At 60.2% G+C, this 15,206-nt stretch carries 13 protein-coding genes and 1 other annotated feature; of the genes, 2 read left to right on the forward strand and 11 right to left on the reverse strand.

The features are described 5' to 3' along the window. Nucleotides 1-232 precede the first annotated feature (232 nt). Together K7R21_RS08180 and K7R21_RS08185 are read right to left on the reverse strand one after the other, a co-directional pair. Nucleotides 233-760: a 3-isopropylmalate dehydratase small subunit gene (locus tag K7R21_RS08180; RefSeq protein ID WP_224982780.1), complete on the reverse strand. Its 528-nt coding sequence runs from the start codon at nucleotides 758-760 to the stop codon at nucleotides 233-235. 116 nt (nucleotides 761-876) lie between these two features. Next, entirely contained in the window at nucleotides 877-2,160 is a 1,284-nt protein-coding gene (locus tag K7R21_RS08185) for a 3-isopropylmalate dehydratase large subunit (protein WP_224982781.1), read from the reverse strand. Between the two features lie 161 nt (nucleotides 2,161-2,321). Here K7R21_RS08185 and K7R21_RS08190 point away from each other — a divergent pair, with 161 nt between their 5' ends. Continuing rightward, nucleotides 2,322-3,350: an LOG family protein gene (locus tag K7R21_RS08190; RefSeq protein ID WP_224982782.1), complete on the forward strand. Its 1,029-nt coding sequence runs from the start codon at nucleotides 2,322-2,324 to the stop codon at nucleotides 3,348-3,350. Nucleotides 3,351-3,571: 221 nt separating this feature from the next. Further along, complete coding sequence (locus K7R21_RS08195; protein ID WP_199393895.1) at nucleotides 3,572-3,775, forward strand: cold-shock protein; 204 nt, start codon at nucleotides 3,572-3,574, stop codon at nucleotides 3,773-3,775. A gap of 169 nt (nucleotides 3,776-3,944) precedes the next feature. Here K7R21_RS08195 and K7R21_RS08200 read toward each other — a convergent pair whose 3' ends face one another. The 9 genes from K7R21_RS08200 to tsaB all read right to left on the reverse strand — a co-directional run bounded on the left by K7R21_RS08200 (nucleotide 3,945) and on the right by tsaB (nucleotide 15,206). Next, nucleotides 3,945-5,795, reverse strand: a complete 1,851-nt coding sequence (locus K7R21_RS08200) for an MXAN_6640 family putative metalloprotease (protein ID WP_224982783.1) — start codon at nucleotides 5,793-5,795, stop codon at nucleotides 3,945-3,947. Then, nucleotides 5,795-6,304: a carboxypeptidase-like regulatory domain-containing protein gene (locus tag K7R21_RS08205; RefSeq protein WP_224982784.1), complete on the reverse strand. Its 510-nt coding sequence runs from the start codon at nucleotides 6,302-6,304 to the stop codon at nucleotides 5,795-5,797. Before K7R21_RS08205 ends, K7R21_RS08200 begins: the two co-directional genes overlap by 1 nt. 317 nt (nucleotides 6,305-6,621) lie before the next feature. Then, a complete protein-coding gene (locus K7R21_RS08210; RefSeq protein WP_224982785.1) occupies nucleotides 6,622-8,169 on the reverse strand; it encodes a 2-isopropylmalate synthase in 1,548 nt (515 codons plus the stop codon). A gap of 118 nt (nucleotides 8,170-8,287) precedes the next feature. Next, nucleotides 8,288-8,540 (reverse strand) — a binding site (T-box leader). 185 nt (nucleotides 8,541-8,725) lie between these two features. Then, a complete protein-coding gene (pssA, locus tag K7R21_RS08215) occupies nucleotides 8,726-9,478 on the reverse strand; it encodes a CDP-diacylglycerol--serine O-phosphatidyltransferase (RefSeq protein ID WP_224983425.1) in 753 nt (250 codons plus the stop codon). 32 nt (nucleotides 9,479-9,510) lie between these two features. After that, nucleotides 9,511-10,170 carry a phosphatidylserine decarboxylase family protein gene (locus K7R21_RS08220; protein WP_224982786.1) on the reverse strand — a complete coding sequence of 220 codons (660 nt, stop codon included), beginning with the start codon at nucleotides 10,168-10,170 and terminating at the stop codon, nucleotides 9,511-9,513. A gap of 151 nt (nucleotides 10,171-10,321) precedes the next feature. Beyond that, nucleotides 10,322-10,813 (reverse strand): acetolactate synthase small subunit, encoded by a 492-nt coding sequence (gene ilvN, locus K7R21_RS08225; protein WP_183350578.1) that lies wholly within the window; start codon nucleotides 10,811-10,813, stop codon nucleotides 10,322-10,324. A 27-nt stretch (nucleotides 10,814-10,840) separates the two neighbouring features. Further along, complete coding sequence (gene ilvB, locus K7R21_RS08230) at nucleotides 10,841-12,541, reverse strand: biosynthetic-type acetolactate synthase large subunit (RefSeq protein WP_224982787.1); 1,701 nt, start codon at nucleotides 12,539-12,541, stop codon at nucleotides 10,841-10,843. 156 nt (nucleotides 12,542-12,697) lie between these two features. Continuing rightward, nucleotides 12,698-14,359, reverse strand: coding sequence for a dihydroxy-acid dehydratase (gene ilvD, locus K7R21_RS08235; RefSeq protein WP_224982788.1), 1,662 nt, complete (start codon nucleotides 14,357-14,359; stop codon nucleotides 12,698-12,700). A gap of 154 nt (nucleotides 14,360-14,513) precedes the next feature. Beyond that, a complete protein-coding gene (tsaB, locus tag K7R21_RS08240) occupies nucleotides 14,514-15,206 on the reverse strand; it encodes a tRNA (adenosine(37)-N6)-threonylcarbamoyltransferase complex dimerization subunit type 1 TsaB (protein WP_224982789.1) in 693 nt (230 codons plus the stop codon).

Consider the following 15,206-nt stretch of genomic DNA (forward strand, 5'->3'; position numbering starts at 1 on the left):
ACTGCTGTAATCAGGCATAGTCAATCAAAATATAGTCTCGACGGCAGTCACGAATGAATCTGGAGGAGCAGTGTATGGACAATCTCCCTTCCTGCAGCCTCTATCTAAAACGCCACGCGAAAGTTATGCCACCTCTTGGGCAAATGTCCAGCATTGAAGCGAAAAAGAGCGAGGCAGGAAACGTCTGTCTCCTGCCTCGTTGAATGATGATCTGCTTTGGACTACGGGTCGATCAGTATTTGCTGTCGGCGTAATCAACCCAGCCGCCGGCAAGAACCAGCGCCTTGTCAAACGGAGAGATTTCGAACTGCATCGACTCCTCTCGTCCTCCCCCCTTGATGGTGAGGGTGGTGTTGGCCACGTCCACCTCGATGGCCGCGTCGGCAGCGCCGGCGTAGCTGAAGAGCTGGTCGATCTTCTCCGGGGAGAGCTCGATAGCCGCCATGCCACAGTTGAACATGTTCTGCCGGAAGATCCTGGCGAAAGACTGGGCGATGACCACGTTAATGCCATTCACCTCGAAGACCCAGGGAGCATGCTCGCGGGAGGAGCCGCAGCCGAAGTTGGCGCGGGTCACCACGGCGCCGGCGCCGAAGGTTTTATCGCTCTTGGGGTCAAAGCCCGGGAGTTTGAGGTCCTCGAGCAGGTACGGCTTCAGGTCCTCCTTGGTGATCTCGGTGAGGTACTTGGCCGGGATGATCTCGTCGGTGTTTATGTCGCTACGGTCCAGGAAAAGGGCCGGGCCGCCAAATGTTTTCATATCGATCTCCTAGTCTAGCGGGAGCACCCGCATTTTCGTTGTCAGTGTGTCAACGGTGATAGTCGACGACAACGACGTGCGTCATCGTCAAGTGTCAATTATCCATTGTCAGTTGCTTACAAGTACTTGCGCGGGTCGGCAAGTTTGCCTTCGATGGCGGAGGCGGCGGCGGTCGCCGGCGAGAGCAGGTGCACCATGCCCCCTTTGCCCATCCTGCCCATGAAGTTGCGGTTGGTGGTAGAGGCGCAGACCTCACCCTCAGCCAGGACGCCGTTGCTCATGCCCAGGCAGGCGCCACAGGTCGGGTTGGTGACGCAGAAGCCGGCGTCCATGAAGATCTGGATCAGCCCCTCGGCCACCGCGTCCTTGTAGATCTGCGGGGTTGCCGGCGAGAGGATGCCGCGCACGGTCGGGGCGATCTTCTTCCCCTTAAGGATCTGGGCCGCGACCCTGAGGTCCTCGAGACGACCGTTGGTGCAGGAGCCGAGGTAGACCTGGTCCACCGGCTGGCCGGCCATCTCGTCGATGCTCTTGACCTGGTCCGGCTTATAGCCGAAGGTGCACAGCGGGGTCAGGTTGGAGAGGTCGAGGTCGATCACCTTGTCGTACTCGGCGTCGGCGTCGGAGGCCCACTTGCTGTACTCGGCGACCGCCGCTTCCTTGGAAGCGAAGGAGTCGGAGATGAAGGGCCAGAGGTAGTCGACGGTGACGCGATCCGGAGCGCAGATGCCGGAGGTGCCGCCCGCCTCGATGGCCATGTTGCACAGGGTCATCCTGGACTCCATGGTCATGCCGTCGACGATGGGTCCGCCGAACTCGATGACGCGGTCGGTGGCGCCGTTCACAGTCAGCTCCCCGATGACGCGCAGGATGGCGTCTTTCGCGAATACGCCTTTGGGGAGGGTGCCGTTCAGGTTGATCCTGATGGTCTTGGGCTCGCGGAAGGCGCAGACACCCTTCAGGATCCCCACCTCGAGGTCGGTGGTGCCGACGCCGGCGGCGAAGGCGCCGAAAGCGCCGTGGGTGCAGGTGTGGGAGTCGCCCATGATGACGGTGTTACCCGGGCGGATAAAGCCCTTCTCCGGAAACAGCGCATGGCAGACGCCGTTGGCGCCGATGTCGAAGAAGTCCTTGATATCGTGGCGGCGCGCCCAGTCCCTGAGCATCTTGGCCTGGGTTGCGGTCTTGGAGTCCTTGCTCGGGGTCACGTGGTCAATGACCGCCTTGATCTTGGTGTTGTCGAAGACCCGGTCTTTGCCGCGCGCCATGAGGTCCGCGATGGCGATGGGGGTGGTGATTTCGTGACACATCACCACGTCGATGCCGAGCACCTTGGTTCCTGCAAAAGGCTCATCAACCAGATGGGCCGCGAATATCTTTTGAGCCGTAGTCATACCCATAAATTGCGCTTCCTTTTAAAGGTTGGAATGGTTTTTCACAGCAGCCAAGATAATAAAATAAGAGCAACAAATCAAACTAATAATTGTTCAATGTTATTAAACATTTGCCTACAGATATACCCGTGCTATAATGGCCCCCTCAATCCAACAGGGAGCCTCCTATGCAACTTCGTTTCAACAGGACAAACAATGAAATCGACCAGATGATCGACGATCTTATGCAGAAGGCCGGAGGGGTGCACCACCCCGAGCAGACGCGCGAGATGATTATCGCGGCCCTCAAGGCGGGACAGGATACCAGCTACCTGGCAGACCTGAAGCTTTTAAGCAACACCATGAAGGAGATGCGCTACACCACCACCGTATTTGCGCCCTACCGCCAGAAGAAAAAAGTCACCATCTTCGGCTCGGCGCGGACCCGCCCCGAGGAGGAGATGTATCAGAAGTGCATCCAGTTCAGCCGGCTCCTGGCTGACAAGGGGTACATGATCATCACCGGAGGCGGTGGCGGGATCATGCAGGCGGGCAACGAAGGGGCCGGCAGCGAGGCGTCCTTTGCAGCCAACATCAAGCTCCCCTTCGAACAGAGCGCCAACCCGATCATGCTGAAGAACCCGAGGCTGATCACCTACAAGTATTTCTTCAACCGCAAGGTCGCCTTCGTAAAGGAATCCGACGCCATCGCTGTTTTTCCGGGCGGTTTCGGGACGCTGGACGAGGCCATGGAGGTGTTCACCCTGGTGCAAACCGGCAAGACCAGCCCCAAACCGCTGGTTCTGGTGGACGACGAGGAAGGATACTGGGAACAATTCTTCCGCTTCATCAAGGAAAGACTGCTTGTTATGGGTTTCATCTCCGCCGAGGACTTCTCCATCTTCACCATCACCAAGAGCTACGAAGAAGCGGTTCAGGTCATCGACGACTTCTACACCAACTACCATTCTATTCGCTTCGTCAACGGCGAGCTCATTATCCGTCTCACCAAGGTGCTCACGGCGGAGCAAATCGAAATGCTGGAGAATGAATTCCCCGAATTAAGATTGGAAGGGAGCCGGATCGAGCTCATTAGCGCCCGTCCCGAGGAGGTCGACGAGCCGGATCTGCTTGATCTGCCGCGCATCGCCTTCCGCTTCCACCACCAGCACTACGGCCTGCTTATAGCCTTCATTAGGAGGTTAAACACCTTTTAGTAGAGAGCCTTTGAAAAAAACGTTTTGTAAATATTTTCTTGACAAGGTTATTACACGATGTTAATTTTTATTCCAGCAGCTAGTTCTGGAAGTTTGCCGCGCCGAAAAGCCAAAGGGTTACCGCCACTTTGAGCCATTTCCAGCCCAAGAACCTTCCGGAAATTGCAGCATCAAACGTAGATCCGGCAGAGTCCCGGAGGTTAGAAAAAGGAGGCAGGAAAATGGCACAGGGCAAAGTTAAATGGTTCAACGACGCGAAAGGATTCGGCTTCATCGAGCAGGAGAACGGCGAGGACGTGTTCGTGCACTTCTCCGCAATCACCGGGGAAGGCTTCAAGTCCCTGGCTGAAGGGGAATCGGTCTCCTTTGACGTGACCAACGGGCCGAAAGGTCTGCAGGCTGCGAACGTCAAAAAGATAGGCTAATAGTTAGCCTCAAGCGTCAAAAAGGCCCCGCCGGAATCCCGGCGGGGCCTTTTTTTTGTCATAAAACCTGACACTCCCTAAACTGTCCCCCAGGGATCACCTCCTCCCGGTGACAGCTCCCCTCGCAACCCCCTCGCCCTTCTTGAGAGGAGCAGGGGGAGGGATCCTTTTAGAGGGCAACAGCCTGTCGTCCCCTCCCCTTCAGCAGCAGCACTCCCCAACGCACGGACACCCCCACCACCAAAAGCAGCAGCGCCAGCGCCACCACCGGATGCTCCACCGCGAAAATCAGCGGCAGTAACAGGCAACGCACCCCGCTCTTCATCCACTCGTGCCGGGCGATCACGTCGGCGATCGGCGGGCTGATCCGGTAGTACGCCGCCACGAAGAGCCGGCCAGGAGCGTTGGTCAAGAGGTAGCGGTCGCGGAAGGCCCGCAGTTCGGCAACCTTGGGGTGCAGGTAGCTGCCGTAAGCCGCCGTCGCGATGAAGCACCCTCCTCCCCCGCCGCCCCCACCAGTACCAGTACCACTGCCAGTGCTCACTGTAGGCTCGGTGACGGCGGAGGCGCTGCCGTCGGTACTGAAACTAACCTGGTGATTATCGACGTTGGTGGTGTTGACGACGACCAGCACCACCTCGTCGGTAGCGGGGTTGAGCGAACCAAAGCCGGTGACCGTATAGGTGGCTCCACCGACATTTGCGGCAATCTCGCTGACCACGCCGCTGACCTTTTTCAGCACCGACACCTGCGCCCCCGTGGTTTTGGTGACGCTGATGGTAAGATCCGCCACACCCACTGTGGGGACGAACCGGTAGAAGGCGAAGGTGTAGTGCGGCATCGTGACCAGGTTGGCAGGAACCGGATACGCCGAATAGCTAGCGGCGATGCTTGCAGAGGGAATCTTGTTAAGGTCGGCAAGATGGGTTGACCAACTCCGGGCATAAATTTTCTTGGCGAATCCCACGAAGTCAGCGGTCAGGGAACTGCCGTACGAGTTTACCAGTACCGAATCGATCACAGGCGGCATCTGCAGGTCACCGGCAGCGGTCTTGGGGCTGTTGGTCGGGCTGAGAGTGCCCAGTTTTTCCCAGATAAGCCGTACCACCGAAGTGGTCTGGGTGTCGTGCTGCTCGGCCAGGTAGCGGTTTAAAAGCCAGCGGCCGTACTCCGACCCGCCATTGAGCCCGGCGTTGAGCGAGATGGTCGCCGCCACGGAGACGTAGTCCGGCAGGTAGATATAGCACTGATTGACGCTGTCATAAACCTGGTCTTCCATCCAGGTCGAGGTGGCCTCGCCGTACCAGATGTCGAAGTAATAGTTATAGCCAAACTGGATGGCGTGATGAAACTCGTGAGCCGCCGTTATCTGAAGCATCTGGTCAGCGGTGTAGAGACCGTGAACGGTGAACATCGGATCGCTGAAGGCCTTGTCGATCTCGATATAACTCCCGACCGAGACATTCGATGTGGTAGGCGCCCCAAAGTCGGAGGTAAAGCCGTAGGCCCCCTGGCTGGTGAGATCCAGAAGGTAGACATCGTACTTGGAAACCGGCGGGGGCCGATACCCCATTGTGCCAATCTCTGTGGAATAAACCTCTTCGAAAACTGCTGCGACACGTTCAACATGATCCGGGACGCCGTTGGCGTTGGCATCGGTCAGGCTGGGAGCGTCAACACCGGTGGTGGTGTAGTGGATGGTAAAATGCGTGCTGCTGAAGGTCGGGGCAGATGACGGTGAAGTCTGGCCCGAAAGGGTCGGGGGGGTGATGTAACTCGCCAACGCCTTTTTGGTGGCCGGCTGCAAAGCAGCGAAGTCCCTCTTGAGGCTGCGGTACAAATCGGTGCGGCAGCGTTCGGCGGTGTGGCTTTGCAGACCGACCACGCTCTCCAGCGCCTTGGCAAGTTGGGCCTGTGGCCCGAACTTGGACAGGTAGTAATCATCAAGCGACGCGGCGGAAGCGATTGCCGGAAACAACAGCGTGACGAAGAGCGCACGCAGCGATGTAAATTTTGCCACTAGTCCACCATCCTTTTCCCCACGCGCACGGGGATGAAATTGGTTTTACCTTTTTCGATCTGGACCTCGAGTTGCTGGTTGCCAACCCTATAACTCCCGGGCGGGAGGACCATAACGAAATAACCGTTGCTGTCGGTCTGCACCGATGTCGCGGACTGCGCACCTGCCGCTGTGACGTCGATCTCCTGCATGGGGACGGGATGAAACCCACGCGCAGGCTTCAGCTTTCCACCGTACGACTGCACGTAACAGATACCGACCAGGGCGCCGGTTCCCTCGGGCATTTTCACTTCCTTGATCCGCTCTTCCCTGGTCTCGACCACCGGGAGAAAACCAGCCCTCACCGCGACAAAGGGTGTCAGTTGCGCAGGCCTGCCGGCAACGAAGGTTGTTCCGTCGTAGTAGAAGAAGGACCAGAGTTCAGCCGGCTTCTTCGCGAAGGCATGAGCAGTCAGACAGGTCAGGGCTACAGTCAAAGCGACAAGGCAGAAGCGGAAACCACTGGACATGGTTGTCACCTTTTATGGATCGGATGGTGTGGGAATAGATTTAGAGAGATGAGTCTTAAGATTACACAGTAGTAAAAACAATTACAGTAAAAAAAATGTAAAGAAAACGAAGAGAGGGATGGCTGGCATCCTACAGGGTAACAAAAAGCCCCGTCCTCACAGTTTCAGTTGCAAGAACGGGGCAAAAGCCTTACCACAGAGGCCCCGGAGGTCCCCAGAGGACACAGAGAAATACCGAATGCGGGGTTGCAAACCCTCAAGCCGTTCCCTCTGTGTCCTCTGTGCTACTCGTGTCCTCTGTGTTCCTGGTTTCAGCTTTAAAGAGATTCTACATCGCGGTCGGTGGCAAAGTAGAGCCGGTTAAGTGCGTCGATGTAGGCCTTGGCAGATGCCTCGATGATGTCGGTGGAGGAACCGCGGCCGACGACGGGGGTGCGTTCACCTTCGGTGATGCGGACGGTGACTTCACCCAGCGCATCGGTGCCACCGGTAATGGACCCGACGTTGTACTGCAGAAGCTGGGCGTCACGCTTGGCGAGCTTCTTGATAGCTTTCAGCGTCGCATCGACCGGGCCGTCACCCAGCTCGGCGGTCCGCACCTGCATGCCGTCGATCTCCATCTGCACGGTCGCGGTGGCAACGGCGAAGGAACCGCAGGTCACGGTGATGTGGCAGAGCTTGTACTTCTCGTCGATCTTCTTGGTCTGGTCGGCGACGATGGCGTCCAGGTCCTCGTCGTAGACCTCCTTTTTGAGGTCGGCGAGGGCCTTGAAGCGGGTGAACGCCTTGTTCAGCGCTTCTTCGTCCAGGTCGTGCCCCAGTTCTTCCAGCCTCTTCTTGAAGGCGTGGCGGCCGGAGTGCTTGCCGAGCACCAGGGCGCTCGCCTTCAGGCCCACCGACTCCGGTGTCATGATCTCGTAGGTCGACTTGTCCATCAGCATGCCGTGCTGGTGGATCCCCGCCTCGTGGGCAAAGGCGTTGGCGCCGACGATGGCCTTGTTCTGCTGCACGGCGATGCCGGTCACCTGGGTCAACAGGCGCGAAGCCGGGGTGAGCTGCTCGGTGACCACGTTGGTCTTGAAGGGGAGGATGTCGCCGCGGGTCCTAATGGCCATGACGAACTCTTCCAGGGAGCAGTTGCCGGCACGTTCGCCGATGCCGTTAATGGTGCACTCTACCTGTCCGGCGCCAGCCTGGACGGCGGCGATGGAGTTGGCCACGGAGAGGCCGAGGTCGTTGTGGCAGTGCACGGAGATGACCGCGTCGTCGATGTTCTTCACGTTGTCCTTCAGGTACTTGATGATGTTGAAGTACTCGAAGGGAATGGTGTAGCCGACGGTGTCTGGGATGTTGACCACGGTGGCGCCGGCGTCGATGACCGCGCCCACCACCTCGGCCAGGAACTTCAGATCGGTGCGAACGGCGTCCTCGCAGGAGAACTCGACGTTACCGGTGTAGGAGCGGGCCCGCTTGACACCTTTCACGGCGGCCTCCAGCACCTGGGCCGGGGTCATCTGCAGCTTGTACTTCATGTGGATGTCGGAGGTGGCGATGAAGGTATGGATGCGACCCTTATCCTCGGCGAACTTGAGAGCCTCCCAGGCACGATCGATATCCTTGAAACCGGCGCGGCACAGGCCGGCGATCTCCGGCCCCTTGATGGTCTGGGCCACCTTTTTTACCGCCTCAAAATCCCCTTCGGAGGCGATCGGGAAACCCGCCTCGATGACGTCCACGTTCAGTTTCTGGAGCTGCTTGGCAAGGCGGAGTTTCTCCTCGATGTTCATGCTGGCGCCCGGGGACTGCTCCCCGTCTCTGAGTGTGGTGTCAAAGATCTTGATGGTCTTCGGTTCCGTGTTGTTCACTTGCGCTTCCCCCTTGTGTGGTTGTGCTGCTTCGTTAGCCTGCCCTGCCCCGCCTGCTAATTAAAACAGACAAGGTGGCAAAAACCAGCAGGCCGAAATAAAAAAAGCCTCCGCCCCAGTAAGGGGCGAAGGCTTCTGAAAGCTTCCGCGGTACCACCCTCATTCATCCGTCGACGACGGACCTCTTGGGCCCTTTACGCGGGCTGACGGCCACAGCTAGCACCGGCCAATTCCCCTTTCGGAAAATAGAACGACCGTTGTTCACCGAGACGGCTCCAAGGCGAGTTCACCTGCTTCCTCACCGGTTTGCACCAACCACCGGCTCTCTGTAGGGGAAGGGAAAGGCTACTACTCCTCATCACTGCCTTTAGTTTCGGGAGATAATAGAAAAGGCACCGACGGCTGTCAAGCGCTTTTTGTTTTATTTTCGTGCAGCGGCAATTAAAACGGCGTTGCCGCTATGGCAACGCCGTCATCTTTTGAGTCCACGAAACCACTATTTGATGTCCCGGCACGAGAGTCCGGTTTAACTCAGAAAGCAGAACGTCGGACCAGCCTACTGGTTCTTCTTCATCCCCTCGTGCCCGCGGTGCATGGCGCGCTCCAGGCGGCGCCGGCGCGGATAGGTGATCACGAAGCCGATGGGACCGGAGAGGATGTAGCAGATGAAGATGGTGAAGAGCATGATCACGGGCTCCGCAGCAATGACGATCAGGAGCAGCACCGCCAGCACCAGCAGGGCGAAGGGCTGCCGCTTGATCAGGCTCGGGTCCTTGAACGAGTAGTACTTGACGTTGGACACCATGAGCAGGGCAAGGAAGTAGATCAGCACCAGGATGGCGAGCTTGTTGTAAGAAGCGGGCCAACCCATGTGGTAGAAGAAGAGCACTGTAGCCGATACCATGCTGGCCGCGGCCGGCGTGGGGAGGCCGACGAAACGCTTGCTCTCCACCGTTTCCACCTGGACGTTGAAGCGCGCGAGCCTGAGCGCCGCGCAGGCCAGGAACAGGAATCCGGCCAGCCACCCCAGGCGCCCGAAGGGCTTCAAGGCCCAGCAGTACATGAGGAGTCCCGGCGCAGCCCCGAAGGAGACCACGTCGGCAAGCGAGTCGAACTCGACGCCGAACTTGCTCGCGGTACCGGTCAGACGCGCCACCTTGCCGTCGAGACCGTCGAAGATGGAGGAGGCCAGGATCCAGAGCGCTGCGGTGCGGTAGTCGCTGTTCACGGTGGACACCATGCAGTAAAAGCCGGCGAACAGGCTCCCGGCGGTGAACAGGTTGGGGAGGATGTAGATCCCCTTGCGCATCCCTTCCCTTTCTACTTTCGGTCTATCTTCGCTCACGGCAGTATCCCCAGCACGGTCTCACCGGCAACAGTCATCTGGTTCATGGCAACATCGATCCGCGTCCCCAGCGGCAGGTAGACGTCCAACCGGGAACCGAAACGGATCAACCCGTAGCGGCGCCCGCGGGTCAACTGGTCCCCCACCTTGGCGTAGCAGATGATGCGGCGCGCGATCAGACCGGCAACCTGCACCACCACCATCCGCAAACCGGTCGCGGATTCCAGCACCAGCCCCTGCTGCTCGTTCTCGAAGGTCGCCCGCTCGTCGCGCACGTCGTAGAACTTCCCCTTGTTATAGAAGGAATCGACCACCTTGCTGGTAAGCGGAGCGCGGTTGATGTGCACGCTAAAAACGGACATGAAAATGCTGATCTTCTCCATCTCTGCGCCGGTATGCGGCTCGGTCACCTTGCCGAGGAAGATCACCTCGCCGTCGGCGGGAGCCACCACCACGTTTTCACCCGGAGGGGTGGTGCGCTCGGGGTTTCTGAAGAAGAAGATGGAGAACAGGGCGAGCAGCAGGAAAAGCGCTGCAGGGATGAAGAATCCGAAATGCAGGAACTGGCCAAGCAGCGCCAGCAGGGCCGCGACAGCGGCGAAACCGGCGATGAACGGGTACCCCTCGACTGCGACGGGGGTATTTGTGTTGCGCATCTAGTACCTCTTGAAAAGTAGTCGTGCGGGAGAAGCGGAGCCGATGGGAACTCCTTACGGGACCGGGACGGAAAAAGGCCGTTTCCGGGCCCCTGCGCACCAAGGCGGGAGTATGCCCGAAAACGGCCTTTCTTGCAATGAAAAGAAGCTGCTACCCCTTCCAGGCCTTGGCGCCGCGCCCGATCACCACCGGACCGGTGCTGACCAGCTCCTTAAGCCCCAGGGGGCGCAGCAGCTCGACCATGGCGCTTACCTTGGCCGGGGCACCGGTGGCCTCCAGGGTGTAGGACTTCGGTGTCACGTCGATGACCTTGGCGCGGAAGATGTCGGCGATTCTCAGCACCTCGGCGCGGCTTTGGTCCTCGGCAGACACCTTGACCAGCACCATCTCGCGCTCGATGGCGTTCTCCGGTTCGAAATCGATCACCTTGATCACGTCGATCAGCTTGTTGAGCTGCTTGGTGATCTGCTCGATGATCTGCTCGTCGCCGCGGGTCACCAGGGTGATGCGGGACAGCGCCTCGTCGTTGGTGGGAGCCACGGTGAGCGAATCTATGTTGAAGCCGCGCCCGGAAAAAAGTCCGACCACGCGGGAGAGAACGCCGAACTCGTTCTCGACCAGAACAGCAATGGTATGTCTCATGTTTACCCTCCTCAGGCAGTTGGCAAATTAGCTGGCAAGAACCATCTCGGTCAGCGAAGCGCCGGCCGGGACCATCGGCAGCACCTTTTCCTCGCGTGCAACCTTGAACTCCATCAGTACGGGGCCCTTGATGGCGAACCCTTTCTTGATGACCTCGTCAACCTCGTCCACCTTGGTGGCCTGCAGGCCGGTGGCGCCGAAGGCCTCGGCGAGCTTGATGAAGTCGATGGGAAGTTCCATGCAGGTCGAGGAGTAGCGCTTGTCGAAGAAGAGCTCCTGCCACTGGCGTACCATGCCCAGGAAGTTGTTGTTGAGAATGACGATCTTTACGTTGAGACGGTTCTGCACGATGGTGGCGAGTTCCTGCATGTTCATCTGGAAACCGCCGTCGCCGCAGACCACCATGACCTGGCGCTCGGGGAAGCCCGCCTGCGCCCCCATGGCAGCTGGGAGGCCGAAGCCCATAGTGCCCAGGCCGCCGGAGGAAAGGAGCGTCCTCGGGGCGGTGAAGCCGAAAAACTGAGCGGTCCACATCTGGTGCTGGCCGACGTCGGTGGCCACGATGGCGTCCGGGTCGGACAGGGCGCGCAGTCTCTGGATCACGTACTGCGGCTTGATCACCGAGGTGGACTGCTTGTAGGTCATCGGATGTTTCGTCTTCCACTCGTCGATCTCGGCGATCCAGGGGGCAAGTGCCGCCTGGCAGGCCTTGGCGTCCGGACCGATCTCGTCGGCCACCTTGAGCATCTTCTGGAGGACGTCGCGCACGTCGCCCACGATGGGGAGGTCGACGCGGACGTTCTTCTTTATCGAGGTCGGGTCGACGTCGACGTGGACGATCTTCGCGTGCGGTGCGAACGAGGCGATCTTGCCGGTGACGCGGTCATCGAAGCGGGCGCCGATGGCGATCAGCATGTCGCAGTGGGACACGGCCATGTTGGCGTAGTAGGTGCCGTGCATGCCCAAAAGCCCCAGGGACTGCGGGTCGTTCTCCGGGTACGCACCGAGGCCCATCAGGGTCGTGGTGACCGGGATGCCCAAGCGCTTGGCGACCGCGACCAGCTCGGCGGCAGCGTTGGCCAGGATGACACCACCCCCCACGTAGATCACCGGCTTCTTCGCCTGCATGATCGAGGCGATCGCCTTCTCGATCTGCTTCGGGTGCCCCTCGACGGTCGGTTTGTAGCCACGGATCTCGACGCTCTCGGGGTAGTGGAACTCGGTTTGAGCGATCTGGACGTCCTTGGGGAGATCGACCACGACCGGGCCGGGACGGCCGGTGCGGGCGATGTAGAACGCCTTCTTCATGATGGTGGCGAGGTCTCTGACGTCTTTCACCAGGAAGTTGTGCTTGGTGCAGGGACGGGTGATGCCGATGATGTCGGCTTCCTGGAAGGCGTCGTTGCCGATCAGCGCGGTGGGCACCTGCCCGGTGATGATCACCATCGGGATGGAGTCCATGTAGGCGGTGGCGATGCCGGTGATGGTGTTGGTGGCACCGGGCCCCGAGGTGGCGATGGCGACACCGACCTTGCCGGTGGCGCGGGCGTAGCCGTCGGCCGCGTGGACGCCGGCCTGCTCGTGCCTGGGCAGGATGTGCCTGATCTCCTTGAACGAGAAGAGCTCGTCGTAGAGGTTGATGACGGTCCCACCGGGATAGCCGAAGATCGTGTCGACCCCCTCCCGTTTGAGACACTCCAGCAGGATGCGTGCTCCGTTCAGTTTCATGTTGTACCCCCATGCTGCGGCAGAAAAGCTGCCGCTATTGATCGATCCCGCGCTTGGTAAGCGCCGAATCACTAGTAATGAAGACTTCCCCTGAGGCCGACCCTCCCCGGTGAAAGGAGGGCCTCCCTCTGCCCCTCGGTAAAGGGGGTCGAGGTTTTATTCAGCGGTGGTAATGGCGCCGGTGTGGGCGGAGGTGACCACCTTAGCATAGCGGGCGAGCCAACCCTTCTTGATCTTCGGCTCGGGCGCAACCCAGCGGGAGCGCCGGCTGACCAGTTCCTCGTCGCTCACGAGGAGCTTCAGGGAACGGGACGGAATATCGAGTTCGATCTTGTCACCGTCTTCAACGAGGGCAATGGGACCGCCAACGGCCGCCTCGGGCGAGATGTGGCCGATGCAGGGGCCGCGGGTGCCGCCGGAGAAGCGACCGTCGGTGATAAGCGCCACAGAGTCTCCCAGGCCCAGACCCATGATGGCAGCGGTAGGCGCCAGCATCTCCCTCATGCCCGGGCCGCCCTTGGGGCCTTCGTAGCGGATCACCACCACGTCGCCGCTCTTGATCTGGCCGTTCATGATGGCTGCCATGGCGATGTCTTCGGAATCGAAGCAGCGAGCGGTGCCGGTGAACTGCATCATCTTCTCGCCGACGCCGGACTGCTTGACCACGGCGCCCTGGGGGGCGATGTTGCCGAAGAGGACGGCGATGCCGCCTTCCTTTTTGACCGGCGCGTCCACCGGGCGGATCACGCTGTCGTCCACCCCTTTCAGGCTCGCCGCGATCTCCTTGGTGGAAAGCCCCATCAGGGTCGGGCAGTCGTGGATCTTGTCGCCCAACTGCTTCATGACGCCGGCCACGCCGCCGGCGGCGTCGAGGTCTTCCATGAAGTGCTCGCCCGCCGGGTTCATCGAGGCGATCTGCGGGGTCGTCTTGGAGAGGATGTCGAAGGTGTTCAGCGGCAACTCCACGCCGGCCTCGTGGGCGATGGCGAGCAGGTGCAGCACGGTGTTGGAGGAGCCGCCCAGCGCCAGGTCGACGCGGATCGCGTTCTCGAACGCCTCGCGGGTCAAGATGGAGCGCGGGGTGACGTTCTCACGCACCAGGTCGACGATGCGCTCGCCGGAGGCGAAGGCGATGCGGCGCTTCAAAGCGGAAACGGCGAGCGCGGTGCCGCAGCGCGGCAGGCTCATGCCCATGGTCTCGGTGAGGATGGCCATGGTATTGGCGGTGAAGAGTCCCTGGCAGGAGCCCATCCCAGGGCAGGCGTTCTCCTCGCAGCGGGCCAGTTCCTGGTCGTCAATGACGCCGGCCTTGTAGCGGGCCATCGCCTCGAAGGTGTCGGTGACGAAGGAGTATTTCCTGCCGGCGTCGCCGCGGCCGCTCATCATCGGGCCTGCGGTGACCACGATGCAGGGGATGTCCAGGCGGGCCGCCGCCATGAGCATGCCCGGGGTTATCTTGTCGCAGTTGGTCAAAAGCACCAGGCCGTCCAGGCGGTGCGCCTCGGCCACGGACTCGACCATGTCCGCGATCAGCTCGCGGGTCGGGAGGGAGTAGTGCATCCCCTTGTGCCCCATGGAGATGCCGTCGCAGACGCCGGGAATGCCGAAGAAGAACGAGTAGCCGCCCCCGGTGTGGACGCCTTTCTCGATGAAACGCTCAAGATCCCTCATGCCCACGTGTCCCGGGATGAGGTCGGTGAAGCTGGTGGCGATGCCGATGAAGGGCTTCCCCATCTCGCTTTGTGGCAGGCCGGTTCCTTTCAAAAGGGCACGGTGCGGGGTGCGCTCCAGCCCTTGTGTGATCATGTCGCTACGCATGCAGTTCTCCCTGCGCCGGCAGGAACCCTGTTCAGGGTCACCAAACCGACTGTTGGTCTTACCAAAAGCTAAGTAGTTGAGAGCAGTTACCAGAAACGGTAGGAAGGGACACGATAATACATTAAAACCAAGCTGTCAACCGACTAAAACGGCGTTAAACAGACTCACGCTTTCTCTTGGCGATCTCGGCCTCGGAGGCACGCAGGTAGGTGGGGTTCAGGTCGGCAAGCGGGGTGAATTTCCCCTCGCGGGCGGATTCGCGTGCGATGACCGCACCGGCGCAGGCGCGCGGCAGGTTGGCGTGCCAGGGGGGAAAGATGGCGAGGTCTCCGAGGGAGTCCTGGATCAGGTCACGGTAACGGACGGCGCCGTCGCCGACGAAGATGGTGGGGTGCTTCACCAGTGCGAGAAAGTCCTGCGGGGAGAGCACCGTGTCGGCCTCGACGACATCGGGAAGAGCGCCGCAGCGGTACAGAGCGCCGTACACCTCTCCTTTCCTGGCGTCGAACAGGGGTGCTACCTGCTCCGAACTGTAGGGGAGGTTCATGGCCAACATGGCCAGGGAAGAAAAGCCGACCACGGGTTTGCCGGTGGCGAGCGCGAGCCCCTTGACGGTGGCGATGCCAACCCGCACTCCCGTGAAGGAGCCGGGCCCCAGGGATACGGCGAAGCAATCAATCCCTTCGGGGGTAAGCCTGGCGGCCTGTAGCAGGCTCGAAATGGAGTCCATCAGGCGTCCGGAGTTACTGCGGTCTTCGCCCAAAAGGCACTCGCCCAAGAGGGTTGCGTCATCGCTCAAGGAAACCGAGGAGCAGTTGCTGGAGGTGTCGACGGTGAGTATCTTCAA

This window comes from Geomonas agri, from assembly GCF_020179605.1.
In the GTDB taxonomy this organism is placed as follows: Bacteria; Desulfobacterota; Desulfuromonadia; order Geobacterales; family Geobacteraceae; genus Geomonas; species Geomonas agri.

Bases quoted from the DNA above. Each gene is read 5' to 3' on its own strand.
- K7R21_RS08180 (WP_224982780.1), bottom strand. From the start codon at position 760: ATGAAAACATTTGGCGGCCCGGCCCTTTTCCTGGACCGTAGCGACATA.
- K7R21_RS08185 (WP_224982781.1), bottom strand. From the start codon at position 2,160: ATGGGTATGACTACGGCTCAAAAGATATTCGCGGCCCATCTGGTTGAT.
- K7R21_RS08190 (WP_224982782.1), top strand. From the start codon at position 2,322: ATGCAACTTCGTTTCAACAGGACAAACAATGAAATCGACCAGATGATC.
- K7R21_RS08195 (WP_199393895.1), top strand. From the start codon at position 3,572: ATGGCACAGGGCAAAGTTAAATGGTTCAACGACGCGAAAGGATTCGGC.
- K7R21_RS08205 (WP_224982784.1), bottom strand. From the start codon at position 6,304: ATGTCCAGTGGTTTCCGCTTCTGCCTTGTCGCTTTGACTGTAGCCCTG.
- pssA (WP_224983425.1), bottom strand. From the start codon at position 9,478: ATGCGCAAGGGGATCTACATCCTCCCCAACCTGTTCACCGCCGGGAGC.
- K7R21_RS08220 (WP_224982786.1), bottom strand. From the start codon at position 10,170: ATGCGCAACACAAATACCCCCGTCGCAGTCGAGGGGTACCCGTTCATC.
- ilvN (WP_183350578.1), bottom strand. From the start codon at position 10,813: ATGAGACATACCATTGCTGTTCTGGTCGAGAACGAGTTCGGCGTTCTC.
- ilvB (WP_224982787.1), bottom strand. From the start codon at position 12,541: ATGAAACTGAACGGAGCACGCATCCTGCTGGAGTGTCTCAAACGGGAG.
- ilvD (WP_224982788.1), bottom strand. From the start codon at position 14,359: ATGCGTAGCGACATGATCACACAAGGGCTGGAGCGCACCCCGCACCGT.